This is a genomic window from Psychroflexus aurantiacus, assembly GCF_010820555.1.
Classification (GTDB): domain Bacteria; phylum Bacteroidota; class Bacteroidia; order Flavobacteriales; family Flavobacteriaceae; genus Psychroflexus; species Psychroflexus aurantiacus.
In genome coordinates, this window is record NZ_JAAIKD010000001.1 from 425,724 (window position 1) to 451,536 (window position 25,813).

General features: G+C 41.2%; 24 protein-coding genes and 1 tRNA gene. 16 read left to right on the forward strand and 9 right to left on the reverse strand.

Translation table 11 applies throughout. The features are described from left to right. Positions 1–12: 12 nt before the first annotated feature. Positions 13–1,707, forward strand: a complete 1,695-nt coding sequence (gene recJ, locus G3567_RS01825) for a single-stranded-DNA-specific exonuclease RecJ (protein ID WP_164003538.1) — start codon at positions 13–15, stop codon at positions 1,705–1,707. Between the two features lie 42 nt (positions 1,708–1,749). Continuing rightward, positions 1,750–2,469: a LysE family translocator gene (locus tag G3567_RS01830; RefSeq protein WP_164003540.1), complete on the forward strand. Its 720-nt coding sequence runs from the start codon at positions 1,750–1,752 to the stop codon at positions 2,467–2,469. 57 nt (positions 2,470–2,526) lie between these two features. On the opposite strand, the gene G3567_RS01835 is transcribed toward G3567_RS01830, so the two are convergent. Both G3567_RS01835 and folB read right to left on the reverse strand, forming a co-directional pair. Then, a tRNA-Cys gene (locus tag G3567_RS01835) sits at positions 2,527–2,600 on the reverse strand. Between the two features lie 64 nt (positions 2,601–2,664). Continuing rightward, the gene (folB, locus tag G3567_RS01840) at positions 2,665–3,024 is read right to left on the reverse strand and encodes a dihydroneopterin aldolase (RefSeq protein ID WP_164003542.1); all 360 of its coding nucleotides are present in this window, start codon (positions 3,022–3,024) and stop codon (positions 2,665–2,667) included. Between the two features lie 152 nt (positions 3,025–3,176). On the opposite strand from folB, the gene G3567_RS01845 reads away from it, so the two are divergent. Genes G3567_RS01845 through tsaB form a run of 6 tightly spaced genes read left to right on the forward strand, consistent with a single transcriptional unit; the run spans position 3,177 to position 9,651 of the window. Next, entirely contained in the window at positions 3,177–3,878 is a 702-nt protein-coding gene (locus G3567_RS01845; protein WP_093369550.1) for an ABC transporter ATP-binding protein, read from the forward strand. After that, positions 3,871–5,115 carry an ABC transporter permease gene (locus tag G3567_RS01850; protein WP_164003544.1) on the forward strand — a complete coding sequence of 415 codons (1,245 nt, stop codon included), beginning with the start codon at positions 3,871–3,873 and terminating at the stop codon, positions 5,113–5,115. The genes G3567_RS01845 and G3567_RS01850 overlap by 8 nt, the downstream gene beginning before the upstream one ends. 1 nt (position 5,116) lies before the next feature. Then, positions 5,117–6,376 (forward strand): ABC transporter permease, encoded by a 1,260-nt coding sequence (locus G3567_RS01855; protein WP_164003546.1) that lies wholly within the window; start codon positions 5,117–5,119, stop codon positions 6,374–6,376. A gap of 29 nt (positions 6,377–6,405) precedes the next feature. Beyond that, positions 6,406–7,530, forward strand: coding sequence for an efflux RND transporter periplasmic adaptor subunit (locus G3567_RS01860; protein ID WP_164003547.1), 1,125 nt, complete (start codon positions 6,406–6,408; stop codon positions 7,528–7,530). Positions 7,531–7,533: 3 nt separating this feature from the next. Beyond that, a complete protein-coding gene (locus tag G3567_RS01865; RefSeq protein ID WP_164003549.1) occupies positions 7,534–8,976 on the forward strand; it encodes a TolC family protein in 1,443 nt (480 codons plus the stop codon). Between the two features lie 12 nt (positions 8,977–8,988). Beyond that, on the forward strand, positions 8,989–9,651 hold the full coding sequence (tsaB, locus tag G3567_RS01870) for a tRNA (adenosine(37)-N6)-threonylcarbamoyltransferase complex dimerization subunit type 1 TsaB (RefSeq protein WP_205521158.1): 663 nt from the start codon (positions 8,989–8,991) through the stop codon (positions 9,649–9,651). A 4-nt stretch (positions 9,652–9,655) separates the two neighbouring features. Here the strand turns inward: tsaB and G3567_RS01875 are convergent, their stop codons facing one another. Both G3567_RS01875 and metG read right to left on the reverse strand, forming a co-directional pair. Then, positions 9,656–10,504, reverse strand: coding sequence for a mechanosensitive ion channel family protein (locus G3567_RS01875; protein ID WP_164003551.1), 849 nt, complete (start codon positions 10,502–10,504; stop codon positions 9,656–9,658). 36 nt (positions 10,505–10,540) lie between these two features. Further along, positions 10,541–12,610 carry a methionine--tRNA ligase gene (metG, locus tag G3567_RS01880; RefSeq protein ID WP_164003553.1) on the reverse strand — a complete coding sequence of 690 codons (2,070 nt, stop codon included), beginning with the start codon at positions 12,608–12,610 and terminating at the stop codon, positions 10,541–10,543. A 286-nt stretch (positions 12,611–12,896) separates the two neighbouring features. Between metG and G3567_RS01885 the strand changes: the two genes are divergently transcribed. The 4 genes from G3567_RS01885 (at position 12,897) to G3567_RS01900 (ending at position 14,911) form a co-directional block, all read left to right on the forward strand. Continuing rightward, entirely contained in the window at positions 12,897–13,145 is a 249-nt protein-coding gene (locus G3567_RS01885; protein WP_164003555.1) for a DUF6364 family protein, read from the forward strand. Then, positions 13,142–13,564 (forward strand): type II toxin-antitoxin system VapC family toxin, encoded by a 423-nt coding sequence (locus G3567_RS01890; RefSeq protein ID WP_164003557.1) that lies wholly within the window; start codon positions 13,142–13,144, stop codon positions 13,562–13,564. Before G3567_RS01885 ends, G3567_RS01890 begins: the two co-directional genes overlap by 4 nt. 64 nt (positions 13,565–13,628) lie before the next feature. Next, the gene (locus tag G3567_RS01895) at positions 13,629–14,534 is read left to right on the forward strand and encodes a S66 peptidase family protein (protein WP_164003559.1); all 906 of its coding nucleotides are present in this window, start codon (positions 13,629–13,631) and stop codon (positions 14,532–14,534) included. 167 nt (positions 14,535–14,701) lie between these two features. Beyond that, entirely contained in the window at positions 14,702–14,911 is a 210-nt protein-coding gene (locus tag G3567_RS01900) for a hypothetical protein (RefSeq protein WP_235923434.1), read from the forward strand. 180 nt (positions 14,912–15,091) lie between these two features. Here the strand turns inward: G3567_RS01900 and G3567_RS01905 are convergent, their stop codons facing one another. Then, entirely contained in the window at positions 15,092–15,265 is a 174-nt protein-coding gene (locus tag G3567_RS01905) for a hypothetical protein (protein ID WP_164003561.1), read from the reverse strand. Positions 15,266–15,388: 123 nt separating this feature from the next. Between G3567_RS01905 and G3567_RS01910 the strand changes: the two genes are divergently transcribed. Both G3567_RS01910 and G3567_RS01915 read left to right on the forward strand, forming a co-directional pair. After that, the gene (locus tag G3567_RS01910) at positions 15,389–15,751 is read left to right on the forward strand and encodes a YraN family protein (protein WP_164003563.1); all 363 of its coding nucleotides are present in this window, start codon (positions 15,389–15,391) and stop codon (positions 15,749–15,751) included. Between the two features lie 11 nt (positions 15,752–15,762). Beyond that, complete coding sequence (locus G3567_RS01915; protein WP_164003565.1) at positions 15,763–16,788, forward strand: pirin family protein; 1,026 nt, start codon at positions 15,763–15,765, stop codon at positions 16,786–16,788. A gap of 203 nt (positions 16,789–16,991) precedes the next feature. Here the strand turns inward: G3567_RS01915 and G3567_RS01920 are convergent, their stop codons facing one another. Then, entirely contained in the window at positions 16,992–18,665 is a 1,674-nt protein-coding gene (locus tag G3567_RS01920; protein WP_164003567.1) for a glutamine--tRNA ligase/YqeY domain fusion protein, read from the reverse strand. A 264-nt stretch (positions 18,666–18,929) separates the two neighbouring features. Continuing rightward, entirely contained in the window at positions 18,930–19,646 is a 717-nt protein-coding gene (locus G3567_RS01925) for a sulfite exporter TauE/SafE family protein (RefSeq protein WP_164003568.1), read from the reverse strand. Between the two features lie 127 nt (positions 19,647–19,773). Here G3567_RS01925 and G3567_RS01930 point away from each other — a divergent pair, with 127 nt between their 5' ends. Next, on the forward strand, positions 19,774–20,199 hold the full coding sequence (locus G3567_RS01930) for an Lrp/AsnC family transcriptional regulator (protein WP_164003570.1): 426 nt from the start codon (positions 19,774–19,776) through the stop codon (positions 20,197–20,199). A 79-nt stretch (positions 20,200–20,278) separates the two neighbouring features. Here the strand turns inward: G3567_RS01930 and G3567_RS01935 are convergent, their stop codons facing one another. Then, on the reverse strand, positions 20,279–23,731 hold the full coding sequence (locus G3567_RS01935) for a pyruvate carboxylase (RefSeq protein WP_164003572.1): 3,453 nt from the start codon (positions 23,729–23,731) through the stop codon (positions 20,279–20,281). 118 nt (positions 23,732–23,849) lie between these two features. Between G3567_RS01935 and G3567_RS01940 the strand changes: the two genes are divergently transcribed. After that, the gene (locus G3567_RS01940) at positions 23,850–24,272 is read left to right on the forward strand and encodes a TlpA family protein disulfide reductase (protein WP_164003573.1); all 423 of its coding nucleotides are present in this window, start codon (positions 23,850–23,852) and stop codon (positions 24,270–24,272) included. A gap of 129 nt (positions 24,273–24,401) precedes the next feature. Here G3567_RS01940 and G3567_RS01945 read toward each other — a convergent pair whose 3' ends face one another. Continuing rightward, a complete protein-coding gene (locus tag G3567_RS01945; protein WP_164003575.1) occupies positions 24,402–25,517 on the reverse strand; it encodes a DUF2914 domain-containing protein in 1,116 nt (371 codons plus the stop codon). Between the last annotated feature and the right edge of the window lie 296 nt (positions 25,518–25,813).

The window sequence follows — 25,813 nt, forward strand, 5'->3', positions numbered from 1 at the left end:
CAAGACAAGAGTATGCGCTGGACTTTACTGGAAAAAGCCGAAGTTTCCAAAATACATCAACTTCAGGAGTCTATTGGTGTAGACAAATCTGTTGCTGAACTTCTTGTGAAACGTGGCATTGAAAGCTTTGATGATGCTAAAAGCTTTTTCAGACCCGATTTAGCAATGCTACACGATCCTTTTTTGATGAAGGGCATGGATGAAGCCAGTGATTTTATACTTCAAAAGCGCAATGAAAAGAAACCCATCATGGTGTTTGGAGATTATGATGTCGATGGAACCACGAGTGTTGCTTTGATGAGCACCTACTTAAGAAGTCTAGGCTTTGACATTTTAAGTTATATCCCCGATCGATACCAGGAGGGTTATGGTGTTTCTTACCAGGGAATAGATCATGCCAAGGCCAATGGCATAGACCTTATCGTTGCCTTGGATTGTGGGATCAAAGCCATTGAAAAAGTAAAGTATGCCCGAGACCTGGGGATAGACTTTATCATTTGCGATCACCACAGACCCGGGGATGAAGTTCCAGAGGCGATAGCGGTTCTGGATCCGAAACAGGAGGACTGCAATTATCCTTTTGATGAACTTTGCGGCTGTGGTGTGGGCTTTAAACTCGTACAGGCCCTTCAAATGAAGCTGGGAAAACCGCAAAAAGAAATTTACAAATACCTGGACCTTGTCGCCACCGCTATTGGCTCGGATATCGTACCTATCACAGGAGAGAACAGAATCCTTGCTCATTTTGGACTGAAGCTAATCAACTCACGACGGCGACCGGCTTTTAAAGCCATTTTGGAACAGACCAAAAAGAAAGAACTCACCATTACCGATGTGGTCTTTATGATAGGGCCAAGAATTAATGCTGCAGGCCGGATGAAGCATGGGCTGCTTGCTACCGAGCTGCTTTGCGAAACCAATCTTGAAAAGGTCAAAGCGCTGGCACAAAACATCGAACTCTATAACGCCAGCAGGAAAGATGCAGACCGAAGCATAACGGATGAAGCCCTAAAACTCATAAAAGATAACAATGAAGAAGAACGCTTTACAACCGTGGTGTATCAGTCTCACTGGCACAAAGGCGTGATCGGTATCGTGGCCTCGCGGCTTACGGAAACCTACTACAGACCCACCCTGGTATTTACCAAAAGTGGAGAAAAACTGGCAGCCTCCGCAAGATCCGTTAAAGGCTTTGATATCTATGAGGCTTTGGAAAGTTCATCAGAATTTATAGAACAGTTTGGCGGGCATAAATATGCAGCTGGTTTGACTTTGGAGGAAAGCAAGTATGAAAAATTTAAAACCAGGTTTGAAGAGGTTGTCAGGTTAAGTATAAACCCGGATTTACTCATTCCTGAAATTCCTTACGACACTGAAATACAATTTAAGGAGATCACCCCGAAGTTCATCAGAATTTTAAAGCAATTTGCCCCTTTCGGCCCCAGAAACATGAAGCCTACCTTCGTTTCCAGAAAGGTATCGACCACGGGTTTTGTAAAAGCCCTGGGCGATGAAGGGCTTCATCTGAAAGCTAATCTAGTACAGGAGGAAAGTGTTATCACCGCCATTGGTTTTGGGTTGGGAGATAAAAAACACCTCATGGACTCAAATCAAAGTTTTGATATTATATTCACCATAGAAGAGAATGAATGGAATGGGACAACAACGCTACAGCTTAATCTGAAAGACTTAAAAGAATCGGATTAGTTACAATTCCTTAACTTTGACTCACAAACTGAATAAAACCTAATGTTACAAGACATACTCTCAGGAATACCCTTGGGTTTTTTCCTGGCCTTTATGGTAGGTCCGGCTTTTTTTGTTTTGCTCGAAACCGCTGCCATGCGAGGGTTCAGAGCCGCTTTTGCCTTCGACATGGGCGTTATTGTGGCAGACATCATCTTTATATTTATCGCTTATTTCAGTACCAATCAATTGCTGAGAAGCATTAAAGACGATCCTGCTCTGTTTATTTTTGGGGGAAGCATTCTGACGATCTACGGTATTATGACCTACATCAAGGCCAATCGGGCCACCTACAGCGAGGCCGATTTTGAAGTTCAAAGGCTGAGACGAAAAGATATTTTTGGAATCCTTATGAAAGGCTTTTTACTCAACTTTATCAACATAGGTGTGCTTGGGTTTTGGCTGGGCCTGCTGATCATTTTCGGCCCTTCTTTGGAAATGGATGGCTCCAGACTTATCGTCTTTTTTACAAGCATTATCCTGACTTACCTTGTCGTTGATATTTTCAAAATACTGCTGGCAAAAAAGCTAAATAAAAAACTCACTCCCAAACGCATTGCCCTCTTTAAGAAAGGCATCAGTTTTTTACTCATCATTTTTGGAATCATTTTGATTTTGAGAGGAGTCATGCCTGAACAAATGAACGACATTGAAGACAATTTTGATACCACTGCTATCAGCAACAAGGCTGGGGAAATGAGTGGAGGGCACGAACAGGAATAAAATAGCAAACATTAAAAAGCCTAACTCATTGAAAGTCAGGCTTGAATAGGTTTTTTTTGGAGGTGTCGAGCGGATTCGAACCGCTGTAGATGGTTTTGCAGACCACTGCCTAGCCACTCGGCCACGACACCATTTTAAAGGATGGCAAATTTAAGAAATTATTTCTATCTCCCAACAGGATTATGAAGATAAGATTTAATCTCGTGTTCTCGACAGGCTTATACTCACGTTTTCCACGTCTCCTCCCAGCGGGGGGTTAAGCTTAGCCACTTTAACATTAGAAGCCTTGACGGGATCCAGTTCAGAAAAAATTCGATCCAAAATCCGTTTAGCCACATGCTCCAAAAGTTTGGAGGGCTGTGACATTTCTTCTTTTACAATTGTATTGAGATGCACGTAATCGACTGTATCTTTTAAAGCATCAGACTCTGCAGACAGGTCCAAATCAGCCTCCACACTCAGATCCACACGGTAATCGCTCCCGATTTTTGTTTCTTCCGGCAAACAGCCATGGTAGGCATAAACACGAATGTTGGTTAAGGTAATTGTATCCAAGGTTTTTTTTACAAAGATAAGCCAGACTTGACTTGATCACTCCGGGCTTCTATTTCGATTTCTCTTTGTTAATAAGGTTTTAACATAATTTAACGTCCGGCAGTGTAACATAACTCAACTTTGAAAGTCTTACAAAAAGCAACTTTAGTCTTATGATAGAAATAAAAAATTTACACAAGTCCTACAAAATGGGGAAAAATTCTCTCCACGTGTTAAAAGGAATTAATTTTAATGTAGAAGAGGGTGAATTGGTTTCTATCATGGGATCTTCAGGATCTGGAAAATCCACCCTCCTTAATATTCTGGGGATGCTGGATGAAGCCGACGAAGGCTCTTACACTTTAGACGGCGTGCCCATCAAGAATCTTAACGAAAAGCTGGCTGCGCAATACCGGAATAAGTTTTTGGGCTTTATTTTTCAGTCTTTCAACTTAATCAATTATAAATCTGCCTTGGACAATGTGGCCTTGCCTCTTTACTACCAGGGCGTCAATCGCTCTGAGCGTATGGAAAGGTCCATGGCTTATCTTGAAAAAGTAGGCCTTGCAGCCTGGGCGCATCACAAACCCAACGAACTTTCCGGAGGTCAAAAACAAAGGGTGGCTATCGCCAGAGCTCTGGCCAGTGACCCTAAAGTTCTTCTTGCCGATGAGTTAACGGGGGCTCTGGACTCTAAAACGTCCTACGAAATTATGGACCTTATTCAACAAATTAATGATGAAGGCAGAACCATCTTAGTGGTTACCCACGAAGAAGATATCGCTCAAATGTCTAAGCGTATTGTCAATTTGAAAGATGGAGTGATCATAGACGACAGAAAAATAACTCAGGTAAGAGCGATACAGAATGTTTAGTTTAGAACGCTGGCAAGAGGTTTTTGAGACCATTTCCAAGAATAAGCTTAGAACTTTTCTCACGGGATTTTCTGTAGCTTCCGGCATATTTATCCTTGTCATTTTACTTGGCGTAAGTGTTGGATTTCAAAACGGCATCGAAAGTCAATTCCAAAATGATGCAGAAAATATAATCAATGTTTATCCGGGAAGGACAGCCCTTAGCTTCGAAGGTTTTAATAAAGGACGGAGAATTCAATTGAGAAATGAAGACTATGACGTCGTTCTTGAAAATTCAAAACAGGAAATTGAGTTTAAATCTCCTATGTACCAAATTTTTGCCGGCCTCATTTCCCATGGAAATAATTCCGGGAACTATCGGGTAGAAGGAGTGCTGCCAGATTATCAGTATCTGGAAAAAGCAGACATCATCCAGGGACGATTTATAAATGCTAACGATAATAAAACCAAGGAAAAATATGCGGTTATTGGCAACCGAGTAAAAAAGGATCTTTTCCAAGATGAATCTCCTTTAGGTAAATATATACAGGTTTCAGGACTGAATTTTAAGGTCGTAGGGGTGTTCACCGATCCGGGTGGTGACAGGGAGGAAACGAGAATATATGTCCCCATTTCTACCGCACAAATTGTTTTTGGGGCGGGGACCGATATCCGGTCCATGGGATTTACTCTGCCTAAAGAAGAAAATTACGAGCTTGCTCTCAAACAATCCAATGCCTTTGCAGCGCAGATGGAAAGACTGTTGAAAATAAAACTGCAAATCGACCCCAAAGATGAAAGCGCTCTATTTATAAGCAACAATATTGAAAACACTAAAGAAATTTACGTGCTGATCAGTGCCATGCAGGTGTTTTTCTGGGGAGTAGGGATCGCCACTTTACTGGCCGGGATTATAGGGGTGAGCAATATCATGCTCATCATCGTAAAAGAAAGAACCAAAGAGATCGGAATACGAAAAGCCCTTGGGGCAGAACCCCTGTCTATTGTAGGAATGATTTTGCACGAGTCCATTTTTGTAACGGCTATTTCCGGACTTTTCGGATTGATTTTCGGACTTGTTTTATTAGAAATAGTTGGTCCCTTTATAGAGCTTGACTTTATAAAAAATCCAAGTGTAAACTTCAGTATTGCGGTTTCCACCTTGTTATTATTAATCGCAGCAGGCGCAATTGCTGGATTCTTTCCTGCCTGGAGAGGAGCCAGAATTAAACCTATAGATGCTTTAAGAGACGAATAATATGTTCAACAGAGACAAATGGAATGAAGTTATAGAGTCATTGACTTCAAATTTATTCAGGACCATATTGACCGCCTTTGGTGTCTTTTGGGGCATCTTTATTCTTGTTATCCTTCTGGCCGCAGGGAATGGCTTTGAAACCGGTGTCAAGCAACTTTTTGACGGTATTTCTTCCAATTCTATGTTTATGTGGTCGCAGACCGTTTCGAAATCGTATAACGGCTTACCTAAGGGGCGTCGATATAGTTTCGACCTGGATGATGTAAAGGAAATAAAAAGAGAGGTCAGCGGACTTAAATACGTTTCTCCAAGAAATCAGCTTGGTGGTTTTGGGGGAGCAAACAACGTCGTAAGAGGTCTTAAAAGCGGCGCTTTCAATGTGTATGGCGATTATCCTGACATCCAGTATCAGGAACCGATGAAGATCCTGAAAGGTCGGTTTTTAAATCAAAATGACATTGAAGCCAAAAGAAAGGTGGCTGTTATAGGGGAAGGCGTGGTTAAAGGACTTTATGATTTTGATGAAGATCCAATCGGAACTTATGTCAAAGTTCAGGGAGTCAACTTTATGGTCATAGGAATTTATAAAAAGAAAGGCTTTGGTGGGGGAAATGATGAGGAAGCCCAGAAACAAATTTATGTTCCCTTTACGGCCTATTCACAGGCCTTCAATATGGGTCAAAACGTGGGCTGGATGGCTATTACTGCCAACGATAATAACTCTATTACCAGGCTAAAACCTCAAATTTTTGACATCATCAAAGAAAATCATGATATCGCTCCAGACGATGACAGAGCTATAGGTAATTTTGATTTGTTTGAGCAATTTTCAAAGATATCCGGACTTTTCATAGCGCTCAATGCGGTGGCTTATTTTGTGGGTATATTGATCCTGTTTTCCGGGGTGATAGGCATCAGCAATATCATGCTTATCGTCGTTAAAGAAAGAACCAACGAAATAGGTGTACGCAGGGCTTTGGGAGCAACCCCCTGGCAGATAAGGGGTCAGATTCTTTTTGAATCTGTTTTTCTCACCATTATTGCCGGGATGACAGGAATCGTATTTGCAACGGGTGTTTTGGCAATCATCAATGCGCTGATGCCTAAAGATTCTGATATTCCTTTTACAAATCCAAGTGTGGATCTTGTTACCGTTATCATCGCCTTATTAATATTAATAGTCTCTGGTCTTTTTGCCGGTTTTATTCCTGCACAAAACGCGATACGCGTAAAACCAGTCGACGCCTTAAGAACTGAATAAAAACAACCTTTACCTAATAGAAATTAAACATGAAAAAAGTTATCACCATCATTATTCTACTTGTCATTGTAGTCTTATTTGGGGGATCTTTATTTTACCTCTACCAGAAAAATCAAGAAAGCCCGGAAATTTTTAAAACTGAAGAACCCACCACCGAAACGATTGTAAAGAAAACCATGGCTACCGGGACACTCATCCCAAGAGAGGAAATAGACGTAAAACCCAATATTTCAGGAGTTGTGGACAAGCTTTTCGTCAAGCCTGGAGATATCGTAAAGGTTGGCGATATGATTGCTCAGCTTAAGGTGGTTCCTAATATCACCAGTCTGAACTCAGCAAAGAACCAGGTAAGACAGGCTAAAATCAATTTAGCCAATGAGAAAAAGATATTTGAAAGACAACGCGAACTTTTTGAAAAGGGAGTGATTTCTGAAAATGATTTCGATCTAGCTAAAAACGCCTACGACAATGCCTTGCAAACGCTTAAGGCTGCCGAAGAAAATCTGGAAATCATCCAGACGGGTACCACTCAGGATGCGGGAAATGCGGCTACTACAGAAATAAAGGCAAGAATTTCGGGGATGATTCTGGATGTTCCTATTGAAGTGGGTAACCAGGTGATTGAAGCCAATAACTTCAACGAGGGAACTACAATCGCTATTATCGCTAAGACGGACGATATGATTTTCGAAGGAAAAGTTGACGAATCTGAAGTCGGTAAAATAAAAGAAGGTCTGCCTTTGGAAATAACCGTAGGTGCGATTGAAGACAAAACCTTTAAGGCTACGCTGGATTATATTTCTCCAAAAGGCACCGAAGAAAATGGAGCGGTTCAATTTGATATTGAAGGAAGCTTAAAACTCAACGACAGTATTTTCATAAGGTCTGGACTTAGCGCCAATGCATCAATCATTTTAGAAAGAGTTGACGATGTTCTTGCGATAAGCGAATCTTTAGTTCAATTTGAAAAAGACACCAAAAAACCTTTCGTGGAAGTTCAAATAGGCGAGCAGAAGTTCGAAAAAAGAATGGTAGAACTTGGCTTGAGCGATGGAATTAATGTGGAAGTCATCTCCGGAGTGAGCGAAGGAGATAAAATTAAAGTATGGAATAGAGTTGAAGAACCTATTGCTGGTAATCCTAGAAGAAGATAGTTTATGAGATCATTTGTAGTAATTATAAGTATATTCTTTTTGAGCGTTCAGGTACACGCTCAAGAAAAGGATGTTCCGAAGGAATGGACACTGGAAGCCTGTGTGAGGTACGCCATGGATAATAATATCTCTGTAAAGCAATCCCGCTTAAACATAGAAACTGCAGAAATAAGCAGAAGCGAAGCCATTGGAAATTATTTGCCAAGTCTAAACGGAAGTACAAGTAATTCCTGGAATTCAGGTCTTACTCAAAACGTCACTACAGGAATTTTGGAAACGCAAACCGTAAGAAATCTTTCGGCCAATGTTACTGCCGGTGTTACCTTATTTGATGGACTGAATAACCTGAGAACCTTTCAGCGCGCCAAATTAGAAAAGCTTGCCAGCCAATACTCCTTACAATTGATGAAGGATGATATTGCCCTTTTTGTGGCCAATTCGTATCTGCAGGTCCTGGTCAATAAGCAACAACTTGAACTGCTCGTGGAACAAAATCTAGTCACCAAAAAACAACTCGAGCTTACCCGAAAAACTGTAGAAGCAGGAACTGCCCCGGAAGGTGATCTTTTAGAAATTGAGGCTATCAATGCTGACGAAGAACAACAGATTGTGGTAGCGCAAAACAATTTGAGAATCGCTAAAATAAGTCTGGCACAAACCCTCTTGATTGAGGATTACCAGAATTTTGACATTGCAGATGAAGGATACGATATTCCCCTGACCGACATCTTATCCAAGACGCCGGAAGAGATCATTGAAAAGGCTAAGGAGGATCGTTATGAGGTTAAAGTGGCTGAACAGAATCTGGAAATAGCTGAAAAAGACATTGAGATTTCAAGAAGCCAGCTTTATCCTTCGCTTAACGGTTTCGTGAACTATAACACCCGAGAGTCTGACCGAGGGCGAAGTGTAGGTGCCGGTATTGACCCGGATCAACCCACACGAGAGATTGGTGTTGTGGAAGCCACAGGTCAGGCCGTAGTCGCCCCTAATTTTAGAGTAGAAACGGCAGGACCCAGTAGTTTCTTCGATCAGCTGTCCAGAAACGACGGTTATACATTCGGACTCCAGTTGAATGTTCCGATTTTCAACGGATTTGCAACCCGCAATCAAATAAAGAGAAGGGAAGTCAATGCTAAACGTGCCGAATTTGAATTACAACAGGCAGAACTGGATCTGGAAGCCAATGTTTATCAGGCTTATGTAGATGCACAGGGTGCAGCCAAAGCCTATGCTGCAGCTATGAAAGCCGTAGAATCTCAAAAATTAGCTTTTGATTATGCTCAACAACGCTTTGAAGTGGGTGTGTCCAATGCTTTCGAACTGAGCCAGTCTAAATTTAGACTCACCAATGCAGAAAATACTTTAATCAATGCTAAATACGATTACATATTCAATATAAAAGTTTTAGAATTGTACTTTGGAATTAGAGTTGTCGAGTACTAAAAATAAAACGCTTTGAGTCGTATTATCCTTTGTTTAGAAACCTCCACGACCAATTGCTCGGTGAGCATTGGTCGCGGAGATTCCCTACTCACTTTAAAAGAAGTCAACTCTAAGAATTTTTCACATTCTGAGCAACTGCACAGTTTTATCAATGCATTATTGACTCAGGAAAAATTAACGCCCAAAGACCTGGATGCGATTTCCATCAGCAAAGGTCCCGGCTCTTACACGGGGCTTAGAATAGGCGTTTCTGCCGCAAAAGGCATAGCCTACGCTTTGGATATTCCATTGATTTCAGTTTCCACTCTGCTCTGTTTAGCTAAGCAGGTTGATATTGAGAAAGGCTTGATTGTGCCGATGCTGGATGCCAGGAGAATGGAAGTGTATTCTGAAGTTTTTGAGGCTGACTTTCATTCCAGAAGAGAAATCAAAGCTGAAATTTTAGAGGAAGCTTCGTTCCAAAAGGAACTGGAATCAGGAAAAGTTCATTTTATCGGAAGTGGTGTTGAAAAATTTGAGAGCATTTGCAAGCATTCCAATGCTGTTTTTCACCATAAAAAACTTCCGTCGGCCCAGGAACAATTCTTTATAGCCAAACGGAAGTTTGATGAAAAAGACTTTGAGGATGTGGCTTATTTTGAACCCTTTTACCTCAAGGATTTTGTGAGTAACTAAAGGTTTAAGATTCCTTTTCTTTACTCATGTCAAATAAATGCACATCGCGTTGCGGGAATGGGAACGAAACTCCAGCATCTTCAAGTTCAATTTTGAGTTTTTCTATCGTATCAAAATTTAAGGCCCAGTAATCTTCTCTTTTGGCCCAGAATCTTAAAGATAAATCTACCGAATTGTCTCCTAATCCCGTAACAACAACAGCAGGCTCCGGATCCTTTAACGTTCGCTCATCGGAGTTTACTATATTCAGTAGGACTTCTCTTGTCTTTTTAATATCGCTGTCATAGGAAATACCAACGGTCATCGCATTTCTTCGTATAGGCTCATAAGAATAATTGACGACCTTATTGTTGGAAAGCTGACCGTTTGGAATAACAACTCTTTGGTTGCCAATAGTCGTTAAAAATGTATAAAAAATCGTAATTTCAGTAACGGTTCCAGACTCTCCCTGGGCATCTATAAAATCGCCTACGCGAAAGGGCTTTAGGATAATTATCAAAACCCCTCCGGCAAAATTGGACAGAGAACCTTGTAAAGCCAGACCTATAGCCAAACCTGCAGCGGCTAAAATGGCTGCAAAGGAAGTCGTTTCTACTCCTAGTTTGGAAATTACAACTATAAAGAGAACAATCTTGAGCACAATACCCAAAATACTGGTTGCAAAACCCCTTACCCCCGGATCCACTTCTCGCTTCTCCATTACCTTTCTTACGCGGCCAACGATTAACTTAATGACCCAAAATCCTAGTATGAGGATAACTAAGGCAGCAATGACACTTGGCAGATAAGAAATTACTTTATCTAAAAATAAATTGGCCAGTCCGGTAATGCTTTCTATTGAGATATCTTCCATAATTTTTTGTTTTTATGTTAGCTAACAAATATAAAATTAATTGATGACTATGCCATTCGGTACCGCTTTATCGGAATCCGGGTTAATGAAAGTCAGCTTTCCTGAAGCATCTTGCGTCATCAAGATCATGCCTTCACTCAATGTTCCCTTCAGTTTTATAGGTTTAAGGTTAACCACCACACTTACCTTTTGGCCTACCAGTTCTTCTGGCTTATAATGTTCTGCAATTCCGGAAACAATGGTTCTTTCATCAAGTCCTGTATCGACTTTTAGAACCATCAGCTTTTTGGTTTTTGCCTTTTTCTCTGCGGAAATGATGGTACCCACTCGCAAGTCCAGTTTTGAAAAATCTTCAAACGTAGCTTCTTCTTTTTGAGGTTCCAGTTTTGATTCTTCTTCTGAATTTGAAACTTTGGTAGCTTCTAACTTATCAATTTGGTTTTGAATCTCGTCATCCTCAATTTTGCTGAATAGAAATTCAGCTAAATTAATCTGATGCCCTGCAGGAATCAATTCATCTAATTTTGAAATATCACCCCACAATAAAGGGTGTGAGAAGGCCTCAAAATTTAGCATATTCTTCAATTTCTCTGCGGTAAACGGCACAAAAGGTTCACTGATGACAGCCAAAGCTCCAGCGACCTGCAGAGCCACATACATGATGGTAGCTGTGCGTTCAGGATCGGTTTTCTGAAGTTTCCAAGGCTCTTCGTCAGCTAAATATTTATTACCCAGACGCGCCAGGTTCATCATCACGCCCTGAGCTTCACGGAAGCGGTATTTTTCTATGGAGTCTGAAATGCTTTGTGGAAAAGTTTTGATTTCGCTCAGGACATTTAAATCGGTCTCTGTGAATGCTGAAGCTTCGGGCACCATGCCTTCATAATACTTATTGGTCAGTACCACAACTCTGTTGATAAAGTTGCCATAAATCGCGACTAATTCGCTGTTGTTCCTCGTTTGGAAATCCTTCCAGGTGAAATCGTTGTCTTTGGTTTCCGGCGCGTTAGCGGTGAGCACATACCTCAGCACATCTTCTTGACCTGAAAAATCCTCCAGGTATTCATGCAGCCAAACCGCCCAGTTTCTGGAAGTTGATAATTTTCTGCCTTCCAGATTCAAAAATTCATTGGCGGGTACGTTGTCCGGCAAGATGTAACTGCCTTCCGCTTTGAGCATGACCGGGAAAATGATACAGTGAAAGACGATGTTGTCTTTTCCGATAAAATGCACCAGTTTGGTGTCTTCGTCTTTCCAGTAGGGCTCCCAGTCTTTGCCCTCTCGCTCAGCCCATTCTTTGGTTGAAGAGATATAACCGATAGGCGCATCAAACCAGACGTAGAGCACTTTGCCTTCGCCGCCTTCCACGGGAACAGGAATGCCCCAGTCCAAATCTCTGGTCACTGCTCTGGCGCGTAAGCCTTCATCGATCCAGGATTTACACTGCCCGTAAACGTTGGACTTCCAGTCTTTTTTATGTCCTTTTATAATCCAGTCTTTTAAAAAATCATCGTATCGATCTAAAGGCAAAAACCAGTGTTTGGTTGCTTTTAAAGTGGGCACATCACCTGTGATGGCTGACTTTGGATTGATTAAATCTGTGGCATTAAGCGAAGATCCGCATTTTTCACACTGGTCACCGTAGGCTTCTTCGTTACCGCATTTTGGGCAGGTACCGGTTACGAAACGATCGGCCAGAAACTGGTCCGCTTTTTCATCGTACAATTGTTCCGTCGTTTCTTCGATAAACTTGTCGTTGTCGTACATGTTCTGAAAAAACTCCGTAGCCGTATCGTGATGCACTTTGGCTGAAGTCCTTGAATAATTGTCAAACTGAATCCCGAAATCCTGGAAAGACCGTTTGATAATCGCGTTGTATTTGTCCACAACATCCTGCGGACTTACGCCTTCTTTTTTAGCTTTGATGGTAATGGGAACGCCGTGTTCATCACTACCACAAACAAAGACCACATCTTCGCCTTTTAATTTTAGGTAACGGGTGTAAATATCGGCAGGTACGTATACCCCTGCCAAATGACCTATATGTATGGGACCGTTGGTGTAAGGCAAGGCCGCGGTAATCGTATAGCGTTTTGGATTTTTCATAGTCTAAGTATTCTTAACCACAAATGTAATAAACACTGCCACATTAAAAGACAAAGGATATCGATTCTTGAGCATAATCAGCCGAAGGTTTTGTACGCGACCTACAGACTGATCATAGCTCTCGCGATGTCCCCCTGCTGAGAAGCGCAGCGTGTTTTGATTTCACAGCAGACACTTACTTAAGAATTAGATTTGTAAGAGTTGAGGAGTTGAATTCTAATAAATCAATACAACATTTAAAAGTACGGATTATTGTTTTATATTTGTACGTATAGAATAATTAGTTATGGATTCAAAACTGACTTTAAAACTCAATCAAAACGTAATAGAGAAGGCTAAAGTATATGCTTCTAAAAACAAAATGAGTTTATCTCGAATTATAGAGGCTTATTTACAATCTTTAACAAGCAAAAATGACACTTCAGAATTTGACATTTCACCCTTTGTAAAAAGTATAGCCACAGGGACTCAACTCCCTTCTGATATTGACTATAAAAATGAGTATTCTGATTATGTATTAGAAAAATACAAATGAAAAGAAGAATTTTTTTAGACACCAATATTATGTTGGACTTCCTTGGAGAAAGACATCCCTTTTATGATTCAGTCGCGAAAATTGCAACGCTTGCTGAAAAAGGTGAATTAGTCATGGTGGTTTCTCCAATTTCATTTACAACGGTCAACTATTTTTTAACAAAATTTGAAAACCCTAAAATAGCAAAAGAGAAACTTAGAAAGTTTAAAATTATCTGTGAAATATGTTCTCTAAATGAACAGACTATAGAAAAGGGACTAAATTCTTCTATAAAGGAGTTTGAAGATGCTTTACAATATTTCAGTGCCACCGAATCTAACTGCGACCTTATACTCACTAGAAATGCTAAGGACTTTAAGAAATCATTATTACCTGTAATGACAGCAGATGAGTTTTTAAAATCGCTAATGACTAAATAATCTATGAGTTATGTAGAAATATCAATTTGTAGGAATTAAGTATTTTAGTACTTCAAATTCAACTATGATCCAACCTCCTCCACTTCAAAAAGGTGACAAAGTCGCTATCATAGCCACTGCAAGAAGCATTACAGAAAAAGACCTGCAACCTGCGGTTGACTTATTAAAAACCTGGGGATTGATTCCTGTTTTAGGAACAAGCATTGGTTTACAGGAGCATCAGTTTGCAGGCAGCGATAAAGACCGGGCCGAAGATTTTCAAAATCAGATCGACACTCCTAAGATCAAAGCGATTTGGTTCGCCAAAGGCGGTTACGGCTCGATCCGGCTTTTGGATCTGGTGGATTTTTCAAGGCTTAAACAGCAACCCAAATGGCTGATTGGCTATTCGGATGTCACGGCCATTCATCTTCATCTGCAAAGTCTAGGCATCGCCAGTCTTCATGCGCAAATGGCTTCTGCCATCGAAACCCGGTCGGCGTCAACTTCAGATGAACTTAAGAACGTGCTATTTGGAAAAAAGCTTCAGATTGAATACGCCTCCAGACACCCGAACCAGTTGAACGGGGAAGTCAAAGGGGAAGTACTGGGTGGTAATCTATCTGTATTATATTCAGCAATAGGAAGTCAAAGCATGCCCAGTTTTAAGAACAAGATTTTATTTATAGAAGATCTTGATGAATACCTCTACCACATCGACCGGATGATGCAGAATCTGAAACGAAGCGGACTGCTGAGCCAGATTTCAGGACTGATTGTGGGAGGGATGACCGAGATGAATGATAATGCCGTCCCCTTTGGCAAAACGGCAGAAGACATCATTTTTGAAGCGGTGAAACACCTCAATATTCCCGTAGCTTTTAACTTTCCCGCAGGCCATGTGGAGACGAATTTACCTGTCATGTTTGGGAAAACCGCTCATCTTAGTATAACTTCTGACAGGGTACGCTTGGTATTCCAATCCTGTTGAGAACTGAATTGACTGCAAATGAAGGCTTTGGCACCTCGTCGATGCTAGATAAGTTGGTTGGGTTGAAGCTAAATAACACCATCCTAACCTGTTGAATAATAAAACTTTAAAGCCCATTGATAGTTGAAAAATAGCAATACCTTTCGACCTGTAAACTCTTAAACAATATGATGAGAAATTTAATGTTAGTAATGGTTATTCTGTTTTCAACAAGTATAGTATTCACCTCTTGTCGGGAAACCACAACGACGACCAAAGAAGTGAGAGTTGAGACCATAGAATCGAAAGGAGCGATAGAACGTGCCGGAGAAAAGGTAGATTCTAAAGTCAATGAGGAAATTGACAAAACCATCGATAAAATCGATAGCGAGGAATAAACTTGATAAGCCCGAACAGATTGTTCGGGCTTTTTTTATTAAACCATTCGCTGGAATTCAATTTTTTTAGAGCACTTCCCATGGCTTTTAGATGCTTATTTCTAAACCTCCTAAACAAACTCCTTTCTGCAGTTTCACAAGATTTCATCTTTCGTAACTAATCAGTATCAAAAAAGTTTCTCATTTACCAGATGTAAATAATTTTTTATCAGCATCCTGCATAAATTTTTCACGCCAAAACCACAAAGCTTTTCGCAGAGAACGCAAATTAATATATAGCTGGTATTCAACAATTTGCTTAGCTTGGCGTTTTATTTTTGCGAACTTTGCGTGAAGTAAAGCTTTGATTTTCAATGTTTAAAATAGACTGATTAGTTACCATTTTACTAAGTCTGAAGTGAAGCCAACCTAAAAAACTACTAGAATACTAATTTATCTTTAAGTATCTTAGAGTTAAATTTAAGTGTTGTAATAGCCATGGCACAGCATAACGAATTAGGTAAAAGCGGCGAAAAAGACGCGGTCAATTTCCTGAGAAACAAGGGTTATGACATCCTGGAAACCAATTATGTTTACGATAAAGCTGAAATCGATATCATTGCCAGATCCGGTGAGTATCTGGTCGTCGTGGAAGTAAAAACCAGGAGCACGCCAGACTTTGGCGATCCGCAGGATTTTTTAAAGCCTGCGCAAATCAAACGCCTGGTAAAGGCAGTGGACCATTATATAAATGAAAAGGATATCGATCTGGAAGTGCGCTTTGATATTATAGCGATAATTAAAAATAAATTAGGAAAACGTATAGAACATCTTGAAGATGCTTTTTATTACTTTGAATAAAATTTAATGCTATGAGTAATCCCATTTTAAAAATAAAAGAACTCGGTTTTCACTGGGAAACCAAAGATCCATTTATGTTTTGTGCCTTTCATCAGGATCAGTTTCCTAAAGGGGAAGCAAACAAAGGACCGTCTAAAGAAGCTTTGAAAGGGCGATTTCTCGGAAACGATTTCCAGAAAAAAGACGGTTGGAGAATGTATCACGGACAGGAAGTGCCGGGGTTCCCTTACCATCCACACGCCGGTTTTGAAACCATCACGCTGGTGGAACAGGGCTATGCAGACCACTCCGATTCTATGGGAGCCAAAGGGCGTTTTGGCCAGGGCGATGCACAGTGGATGACTGCTGGAAAAGGCGTTTTGCATTCCGAGATGTTTCCGCTGGTGCACCAGGATCAGGAAAATCCGCTGCTGTTGTTTCAGATTTGGCTGAATTTACCCAGGCGATCCAAAAAAGTAGAACCTAATTACAAGATGCTTTGGCATGAGGATATCCCGATTGTTGAAGAACAGGACGAGAACGGCAAAGCTATCAAAGTCAAAGTGATCGCCGGAAAGTATAAATCAGAGAAAGCACTGAATCCAACTCCAGATTCGCTGGCGGCTGAAGATAACAACGACATCCAGGTGTGGAGGATTACCCTGGAAGCGGGAGCTGAATTTACACTCCCTGCCGGGCATGCCGAAAGTAACCGCGTGTTGTTTTTCTACGAAGGCGAAGAACTCAAAACCGAAGGTTTTGAAATCCCTGAAGGGCATTCCCTTGATCTGGATGCTGCACAGGAACTTAAACTAGTCAATGGTGATCAAAAAGCTGAACTGCTTTTGCTACAAGGAAAACCCATCAACGAACCCGTGGTTCAACAAGGACCATTTGTAGCCAATTCACGTGAAGAAATGAGTGAAATCATCGGCGAATACCAGCGCACGCATTTTGGCGGATGGCCCTGGCCAAAAGCGGAATTTACCCATGGAGACCGAGGACGTTTCGCCTTGTTTGCGGATGGGACTTTGGTGGAAAAGCCTCAGCCAGAATAGCTTTGAGAGCTGCATTTCTCTCGCTCTGGCCGTTAGCGATGGAAATCAGATTTTTGAAACCAGGACCTACCAATTTCAAATCAACGCTGTCAACTGAAGCCTGGACTTTTTTTGTTTGTTTTTGCATCCCTAAAAAAGAAAAAGCGAGACTCTCATCTCGCTTTTTTTATACTGATTTAACTTCAAAATGAAGCTTTATTAAATTACTTATTCTTCCAGTTATCCCGTAAGGTCACCGTCCGGTTAAAGACCAGCTTATCCTCGGTGGTGTCTCTGTCCACACAGAAATACCCAATGCGTTGAAACTGAAATTTATCTTCAGCCTTGGCCGATTTTAAATAGGGTTCTACATAAGCTTTACTAACTTGTAAAGATTCCGGATTGACGAAGTCTAAAAAGTCTTTTTCTTTATCGGCTGTAGGATCTTCAACGCTAAACAACCTGTCGTAAAGTCTCACCTCAGCTTCCACAGCATGTGGAATCGACACCCAGTGCAGCGTCCCTTTCACTTTACGCTGAGAAGCTTCCGTCCCGCTTCCGCTTTTGCTTTCAGCATCATACGTACAGTGCACTTCCAGAATGTTGCCCTCGTTATCTTTCACCACATCCTCAGCCTTGATAATGTAAGCATTTTTCAATCGAACCTCCTTCCCTAATTTCAAACGGAAAAACTTACGGCTGGCTTCCTCCTTGAAATCTTCCTGCTCGATGTACAGTTCTCTGGAAAACGGAACTTCATGTTCGCCTGCGGATTCGTCTTCCGGGTTGTTTTCGGCGGTGAGCCACTCTTCCTGTCCTTCAGGATAATTGGTGATGACTACTTTCAATGGATCCATCACACCCATCACACGCGGTGCTTTTTGGTTGAGATCGTCTCTCACGCAAAACTCGAGGTGAGCGACATCTATCATGTTTTCCCGTTTGCCAATGCCGATGCTGTCTGCAAAGGTTCTGATGGATTCTGGGGTATACCCCCGTCTTCTCAGTCCCGAAATCGTAGGCATCCGGGGATCATCCCAGGAACTCACGATCTTTTGTTCCACAAGCTCGGCCAGCTTTCGTTTACTTACCACGGTATGGCTCAAATTTCTTCTGGCAAACTCACGTTGTTTGGGCACCAGTTCACCGGGCTTGCTCACACGCTCCACAAACCAGTTGTAAAGCTCGCGGTGTGGAAGGAATTCCAGTGTACAAAACGAATGCGATACCGACTCAATAAAGTCAGATTCTCCATGCGCCCAGTCGTACATCGGGTAAATCATCCAGTCGTTGCCTGTGCGGTGATGGGCTTTGTGCAGACACCTGTACATCACAGGATCCCGCATAATCATATTTGGCGAAGCCATATCAATTTTGGCACGGAGAACATGGGCTTTTTCACCCGTCTCTCCATTTTTCATGGCTTCAAAAAGTTCTAAGTTTTCTGCAACTGAGCGATTTCGATAAGGACTCGCCGTTCCCGGCTGTGTTGGTGTTCCTTTTTGAGACGCCATCTCTTCAGAGGTCTGGCTATCCACATACGCATCTCCAGCCTTGATCAGGTCTACCGCCCAGTCGTACAGCTGCTGAAAATAGTCTGAAGCATAACATTCCTGCGCCCACTCAAATCCAAGCCACTGTACATCGCTTTTGATGGAATCTACATACACCGTCTCTTCCTTCAGCGGATTGGTATCATCAAATCTTAAATTGACGGGGGCATTGTACTTCAGCCCCAAACCAAAGTTCAGGCAAATGGAAGACGCATGTCCAATATGCAAAAACCCGTTGGGTTCCGGCGGGAAGCGAAATTTTAAATCGCTTAGCGTATAGTCGGTTTTCAAATCCTCTTCAATGATCTGCTCAATGAAATTCAAAGATTTTTTCTCTTCAGACATAATTCTAATTTAAGTTGCAAATTTACTCAAATTCACCATGCCATAAAGAATAGGCGGAATAAGATTTTTATGGATTTCTTTTGATTTTGGATTTCGATAGATTAATGTGTAGAATAAGTTAGCTTAAAAGAAAAAAAACACCTCACCCTCTAGCTTGGGCTTGAGTTTCTACTGAAGGTTTTGCGATAGAATTTAAAGATGTATTAGCAAAAGGCACTGAAATAAAAAATTTAGTTCAAGTTAAATCTCAGACCTCACAGTGATTTAAAAAATCAACGCCAGCCCCGAGAGCGACAAAATACATAGCAATATCCTCTTGAACTGGACCTCATTGATTTTCGGAAAAAATTTTATACCCAGAAATTGAGCTAATATGAAAACTGGCAGCACCACCAAACTCATTTGAAAGTGCTGTAAATTAAGAGCACCGCTTATGCTTAACGCTGGAATTCTAATCAGTGTTATCAAAGCAAGCACGCCTATCATGGTTGCTCTAAAGGTTTTCGCTTCCTTTACGGTGTTTTTCACACTGATCACATAAAGAGGACCCCCGGTAGAAAAAACACCAGAGAAAAAACCACCCATCATACCAAAGGTCCAGTTGGCTTTTTTACTCAGAACCAACTCTTTCTTTCCTAAAAGCACATACCCAACATATAAAAGGATAAACACGCCCAGTCCAGTTTGTAAAATGGAAGGTTTTGAATAGGTAAGCACTACAATTCCCAGGACAACCCCTATCAGAGAGGCAAGCGTAAGTCTTACAATGGTATCTTTATCGATGTTACGCCATTCCCTGTAAACCAAATAGGAACTCGAGAATAAATAAAAAATGGAAACATAGGCAATAGCATCCGGTAATTTTACCGCAAAAAGAAGAATGGGTAAGGCTACCATAGACCCGGCAAAACCGACTAAAGACTGAATAAAAAACCCACAAAATACCGCAATGGCAAGAATAATCAGGACGTATAATTCCAAGGCTGATTCTATTTTTAGAAAAGCGTAAATTTAAATTATCGGCCTTGTGTTTTAAAAACGAATCCACGGTTTAAACCGTTAATTATCGAATAAAAAAAGTATTTTTGATCTTAAAATCCAGGTTTTGATGGCAGATGACATAGATTTCAAAATAATCGATATCTTAAAAATAAACTCCAGACTTTCTTACGCCGAAATTGGCAAGCAAATCTTCCTCTCCCCGTCATCCGTCAGAGAACGAGTAAAGAAGATGGAAGATTCAGGATTGATCCAAGGCTACACACTTCGGCTTGATCAACGTCTCATGGGCAATAATCTGGAAGCTTTTATCATGCTTAAAATTTTTAGCGGCAAGCTCAAAGCAGCTTTGGTAGAGATCGAATCTTACCCCGAAGTCAAGGAAGCTTTTAGAATAACGGGGCAACATAATTTATATATCAGGATAGCACTAAAAGACCAGCTTCACCTTCAACAGTTTATAGATAAGCTGGTAAATTTTGGCGAACCCACCACCCATTTGATTCTCTCCAGGATTGGAAAAGAAAACTTCTAGACTAAAATGAATCCCGGTTTAAAATAAAAAAAAGCCCTTTCACTTTGAAAGGGCTTTGTACATACTATTCGATTTTTTTCTACTTCAGTTCAACCACTAAATCATCGGCATACACCATAATGCCGGGCTTAAGAGCAATCTTACTCACTTCCCCTTCGGCATTGGCGGTAACGGTGGTTTCCATTTTCATGGCTTCGATGATAAACAAAGGTTGATTTTTCTTCACTTTATCACCTTTTTTGACAAGAATTTGAGTTAGTGAGCCCTGAAGCGGTGCACCAACTTGTTTTTCATCCGACTTGTCTGCTTTTTCATGAGCTACATTCACGACTTTTACCTCTTCATTTCTCACCTGAATATTTCGGGTCTGCCCGTTCACTTTAAAGAATACAGTGGCCATACCGTCATCATCGGTTCTGCCTACTGAAACCAGGGTAATCAGCAAGGTTTTACCACGATCAAGTTCAACCACAATCTCCTCGCCGGGCTCCATGCCATAGAAAAAATTCTTGGTGGGAATGTTGAAAACACTACCGTATTTCAGGTGATGGTTGTAAGCGTCTGTAAACACTTTGGGGTATAATTTATAGGATAAAAAGTCGGTGAACTCCAAAACTCTATCCATGTCGGCCGAAAACATATTTTGAAATTCTTTGAATTCTTTTTCAAAATCCACCGGTTCCAAATGTGCATTAGGCCTGTCGGTATAAGGCTTTTCGCCTTTTAAAACAATCTTTTGAATTTTCTCCGGGAAACCACCAACGGGCTGACCCAAATCCCCTTTAAAGAAACTCACTACCGACTGGGGAAAGGATAAATTTTCGCCGTCTTCCAAAACGTCATCTATGCTTAAATTATTGCTCACTAAATACTGGGCCATGTCCCCCACGACCTTGGAACTTGGCGTTACCTTGATGATGTCTCCAAAAAGCTTATTCACCTGAGCGTACATATCCGTGATTTCATGAAACCGGTCTGCAAGTCCCAAAGACTCCGCTTGTGGTTTCAAGTTGGAATACTGGCCGCCGGGAATTTCATGCGTATACACTTCTCCTGTTCCGGATTTCAATCCGGACTCAAAAGGATAGTAATAGGTTCTCACCTGCTCCCAGTAAATGGAATATTCGTTGAGTTTTTGGGTATCCAGTTTGTTTTCTCTTGGATGGTATTTCAGGACCTCAACCAGTGAATTGAAATTGGGTTGCGAAGTCAGACCCGACAACCCGCCAAGGGCAACATCCACCACATCTACTCCGGCTTCTATGGCATTGAGGTAAGTAGAGGCCTGCATCGACGAGGTGTCGTGTGTATGCAGGTGAATAGGAATATTCACTTCCGATTTTAAGGCCGACACCAGTTCTGTGGCCGCATTTGGCTTTAACAAACCAGCCATATCTTTGATTGCCAAAATATGAGCACCGGCATTTTCAAGGTCTTTGGCCAGCTGGATATAGTAGCTTAGCGTATATTTGGTTCGGTTGGGATCCATGATATCCCCCGTATAGCACATCGAAGCTTCCGCTAAACCCCCGGTATTTTTTCTCACGTATTCTATACAGGGTGCTATGGATTTCATCCAGTTTTGTGAATCGAAAATCCTGAAAACATCAATACCGCTGTTCCAGGATTCAGTGACAAAACGCTCAATCAAATTGTCCGGATAAGCGGTATAACCCACCCCATTAGATCCTCTCAAAAGCATTTGCAGCAAAATGTTAGGCATTGCTTTTCTCAAAATTTTGAGTCGCTCCCACGGATTCTCCTTCAAAAATCGCATACACACATCAAAGGTGGCTCCACCCCATACCTCCATACTAAAGACTTCAGGATGAGATTTGGCAAAATTTTCTGCCACTTTCTGCATATCATAGGTTCTCATACGCGTTGCCAGCAAACTCTGGTGACCGTCACGCATGGTGGTGTCGGTAAAATGAATTTTCTTTTCATTGGATAACCACTTCGCAAATTCATCGGGACCAAGTTCGGTCAATAAATCTTTGGTCCCTTTCTGGTAAGGCGTTGATTTGGATAATTTTGGAACTTCTGGTTTTAAGAATTTCGGGTTATCGATGGTGTGCTTTACATCGGGGTTACCGTTGACGGTAATATCCCCTAGAAAGTGAACCATTTTGGTAGCCCTGTTTCTCGGCTCTTTGATGTTGAAGAGCTCGGGGGTGTTCTTGATGTAATTCACAGTTACTTTTCCTTCACGGAAGGTGGGGTCTTTTAAAATATTATCGAGAAAGGCCATATTGGTTTTTACCCCGCGTACCCTAAATTCTGCCAGAGCACGACGCATTTTCCGGCAGGCATCGTCCAGGGTTCTGCTGCTAGCCGAGACCTTAACCAGCATCGAGTCGAAAAACGGAGAGATTTTCACCCCCTGGTATACACTACCGGCATCCAGACGTATTCCAAAACCTGAAGCACTTCGGTAAGTGGTAATGGTTCCATAATCCGGTTTGAAATCATTTTTAGGATCTTCGGTTGTAATCCTGCACTGAACGGCGTAGCCGTTTATAGAAACAGAATCCTGGTTAGGAAGTTTTATTTCCTCGTCAGATAGTTTGTAATTGTCGGCGATATAAAGCTGAGTTTTAATCAGATCTATACCCGTCACCACTTCGGTTACCGTGTGTTCAACCTGCACCCGGGGATTGACCTCAATGAAATAAATACTGCCGTCATCATCCACAAGAAATTCAACAGTCCCGATATTGTTATAGTTAACCGCCTTACAGATTTTGACGGCATAAGTATATAAGTTCTCTTTTACCGTTTCATCCAGATCTTTGGAAGGCGCAAATTCAATTACTTTTTGATAGCGGCGCTGTACGGAACAGTCCCTTTCAAAAAGATGGAGAATGTTACCATGGTTGTCGGCCACGATTTGAATTTCAATATGTTTTGGGTTTTCTATAAATTTTTCCAGGAAAACCGTTTCATCGCCAAAGGCATTTAGGGCTTCCCGTCTGGATTCGCCGTAGGCATTCTCGAGTTCATCCATGCTTCTAAGCACCCGCATTCCACGTCCTCCACCACCAGAAGCAGCTTTCAGCATCAGAGGAAATCCTATGCGTTCGGCTTCTTCCGTAGCGATTTCTAAAGATGTTAAGTCTTTTTTGTTACTTTCAATAATAGGCACCTCATTGTCGATAGCGACTTTTTTAGCGGTAACCTTATCGCCCAAAGATTTCAGAACATCCACTTTAGGCCCTACAAAAACGATATCATTGTCCTCGCAGGCCTGAGCAAATTTTGCGTTTTCAGAAAGAAACCCGTAACCAGGATGTATGGCATCCACACCGTTTTCTTTGGCGACACGAATGATTTCGTCAATGTCCAGGTAGGGTTTAAGCGGCTCTTTGTCGTCACCAACCTGATAAGATTCATCGGCTTTGTATCTGTGTAAAGAATACCTGTCTTCATATGTATAAATTCCAACGGTTCTAATACCTATTTCCGTACAGGCGCGAAAAATCCGGATAGCGATTTCTCCTCTGTTGGCCACTAAAACTTTTTTGATGTTCATTCTGATTGGGTTTATTTTGAAGTTAATACAGATAAGCTTTAAATTTATGAAATTAATTTACCAACCCCATTAAATTGGAGTTTTTTTAAAACAAACGCATACAATTAGATCCAAATCCATGGAAATCCAACTCAAATCCTTAGAAAACGACAGGCTTTCAGTAAATGATCTCCTGAAACAGGGACAAATAAACCTTATTCTGTTTTACAACACCTATTGCCTTGGCTGTACAGGAAGAGCTATTCCTTTTGCCTACGAATTAACTCGTGAATTTCCCCAATTGAATCTGATCGTCATTCACACCAGTTTTGGAAACCAGTCCTTTTCCAAATCAGAAATTCTTGACATTTTCACTGCCAAAACCTCACCTTTTCCCATTTACATCGACCCTAAAGCCGAGGCTTATCATTATTTTGCATGTGAAGGCACCCCGCACTGGATTGTATTGGATGCAAACCTAAAGCCGTACAGAAGTATTTTCGGCTCTCAGGATCAGGCACAGCAAAGGCTCTGGTATGCGCTGGAATCTTTAAAACCTTAAGCTGTATTCGCAGGCACCTGAGTGCGATCCCTGCTCCGGGTAAAGCCTGACTTTGCCGGAAGAATACCACTTTCTTTAGATTCCTACTCTGGCTAAACAGCTGCCGGTGAAAAGGGAGTATGAGAGAGGTTAAATGGATTTTTCCTTAAGACCTTTCTCCAGGGGTTCGGATATGTTTGTAATTACAAAATCCACAACACCGATGATCAGTTCTTGTTCTGTGATGACCTGAACTTTCCACTGCCCTTCCATAAGGTTGTTCTTGAAAGTATATCCACGGAAACCAAGCCCCCGACCACCGGTCACTTCAAAGCCAATATCTTCGGTCACTTCCCAGTTTTCAGTTTCAGGATTATACCATTTCCACCGATGAAAAACCGATGTATTTAAATCTGTAGGTGCAAAAATAGAGGTAAACACATACACAGATTCATCGTCAAGACGATGAAAATCAATTTGATGTGACCGCCAGAATATATACCAGTCGCCACTTTCATAGGTAAGGACGTATTTATTATCCTTGATTTGGATATCATGAGCTACCAACCCCTTTTCCATAGCCAAAGGCACCGGTGGGATGAGTCTGAAATAGTAAAATACATTGGTAGATATATACAGAAAAAAGATAAGGCTTACCAGTTTTTTTAAGCTTATCTCTGCTCTGGTGCTTGGACTGGAGGTGTAAATGAATACGATGAGTGCTAAGGTACTTCCTAAACTTACGAGTCCGGATATAATAAAAATAGCTGTGTTTATTTCCTTTATAAATACCGGGATCATAAAGGCAAAAAATGTAAAACTTATAAAAAAGTAGACACTAAACTGAAGGTATTTGTTGGATATTTTCTTTTTCAGAAATTCGTTGGCAAATAAGAGGACAAGCAGCAAAATGAAAAATGCCATTGTTTTTGACAGGGAGACGCTTCTAAAAAAATAAATGACAAAAGCACTTGAAAGACCTCCAAAGAAAAACTGTATCACCAGCGGAAAGTATTCGGAATAACGCCCGATGAAAGTCCCCTCCCACTTGCCATCACCGTCTAAATTAAAGACATAAAGCGTTATGGTTAATAAAATCATATACAGGCAGAGAAACACGAGGTCGTAGGTGCGATCTATTCGGCCTAAAGTAAAGGTGTCAAAAATAAAGCCGCCAGTAAAGAACAGGACAGGAGCATACTTTTGATTTCGAGAAAGGAACTTTCTAAAAGCACTATTTTTATATCGCATTAAAGCTCTTTTCATACTGTATTTAAAAGCGTAAATGTATAGTATTTCCTTCGCTAGTAGCGATACTTATTTTAGGGTTTTTTAGCTTAGAAATTCGGTTGATAACAGGAGAAAAATTGAGATATTTTACTGAAAGTGAATCGCCTCAGATTTTAATCGGTTTGTTTGTTCAACGGGATGTTTTTTAACTCCTAAAACTCAGGTCGATCCTGGTCGCCTTTAGTCTAAATTGGAAATGTAAAGTAAGCCTTCTTAGTCATAGGTTCTCACGGGCTCATCAAAGTTTTTTCAGTACTGCAGGCATCAAATTT

Excerpts from the sequence above, each read along its gene's own strand:
- recJ (WP_164003538.1), top strand. The coding sequence starts at position 13 with ATGCGCTGGACTTTACTGGAAAAAGCCGAAGTTTCCAAAATACATCAA.
- G3567_RS01830 (WP_164003540.1), top strand. The coding sequence starts at position 1,750 with ATGTTACAAGACATACTCTCAGGAATACCCTTGGGTTTTTTCCTGGCC.
- G3567_RS01845 (WP_093369550.1), top strand. The coding sequence starts at position 3,177 with ATGATAGAAATAAAAAATTTACACAAGTCCTACAAAATGGGGAAAAAT.
- G3567_RS01850 (WP_164003544.1), top strand. The coding sequence starts at position 3,871 with ATGTTTAGTTTAGAACGCTGGCAAGAGGTTTTTGAGACCATTTCCAAG.
- G3567_RS01855 (WP_164003546.1), top strand. The coding sequence starts at position 5,117 with ATGTTCAACAGAGACAAATGGAATGAAGTTATAGAGTCATTGACTTCA.
- G3567_RS01860 (WP_164003547.1), top strand. The coding sequence starts at position 6,406 with ATGAAAAAAGTTATCACCATCATTATTCTACTTGTCATTGTAGTCTTA.
- G3567_RS01865 (WP_164003549.1), top strand. The coding sequence starts at position 7,534 with ATGAGATCATTTGTAGTAATTATAAGTATATTCTTTTTGAGCGTTCAG.
- G3567_RS01875 (WP_164003551.1), bottom strand. The coding sequence starts at position 10,504 with ATGGAAGATATCTCAATAGAAAGCATTACCGGACTGGCCAATTTATTT.
- metG (WP_164003553.1), bottom strand. The coding sequence starts at position 12,610 with ATGAAAAATCCAAAACGCTATACGATTACCGCGGCCTTGCCTTACACC.
- G3567_RS01885 (WP_164003555.1), top strand. The coding sequence starts at position 12,897 with ATGGATTCAAAACTGACTTTAAAACTCAATCAAAACGTAATAGAGAAG.
- G3567_RS01890 (WP_164003557.1), top strand. The coding sequence starts at position 13,142 with ATGAAAAGAAGAATTTTTTTAGACACCAATATTATGTTGGACTTCCTT.
- G3567_RS01895 (WP_164003559.1), top strand. The coding sequence starts at position 13,629 with ATGATCCAACCTCCTCCACTTCAAAAAGGTGACAAAGTCGCTATCATA.
- G3567_RS01900 (WP_235923434.1), top strand. The coding sequence starts at position 14,702 with ATGATGAGAAATTTAATGTTAGTAATGGTTATTCTGTTTTCAACAAGT.
- G3567_RS01910 (WP_164003563.1), top strand. The coding sequence starts at position 15,389 with ATGGCACAGCATAACGAATTAGGTAAAAGCGGCGAAAAAGACGCGGTC.
- G3567_RS01915 (WP_164003565.1), top strand. The coding sequence starts at position 15,763 with ATGAGTAATCCCATTTTAAAAATAAAAGAACTCGGTTTTCACTGGGAA.
- G3567_RS01920 (WP_164003567.1), bottom strand. The coding sequence starts at position 18,665 with ATGTCTGAAGAGAAAAAATCTTTGAATTTCATTGAGCAGATCATTGAA.
- G3567_RS01930 (WP_164003570.1), top strand. The coding sequence starts at position 19,774 with ATGGCAGATGACATAGATTTCAAAATAATCGATATCTTAAAAATAAAC.
- G3567_RS01935 (WP_164003572.1), bottom strand. The coding sequence starts at position 23,731 with ATGAACATCAAAAAAGTTTTAGTGGCCAACAGAGGAGAAATCGCTATC.
- G3567_RS01940 (WP_164003573.1), top strand. The coding sequence starts at position 23,850 with ATGGAAATCCAACTCAAATCCTTAGAAAACGACAGGCTTTCAGTAAAT.
- G3567_RS01945 (WP_164003575.1), bottom strand. The coding sequence starts at position 25,517 with ATGAAAAGAGCTTTAATGCGATATAAAAATAGTGCTTTTAGAAAGTTC.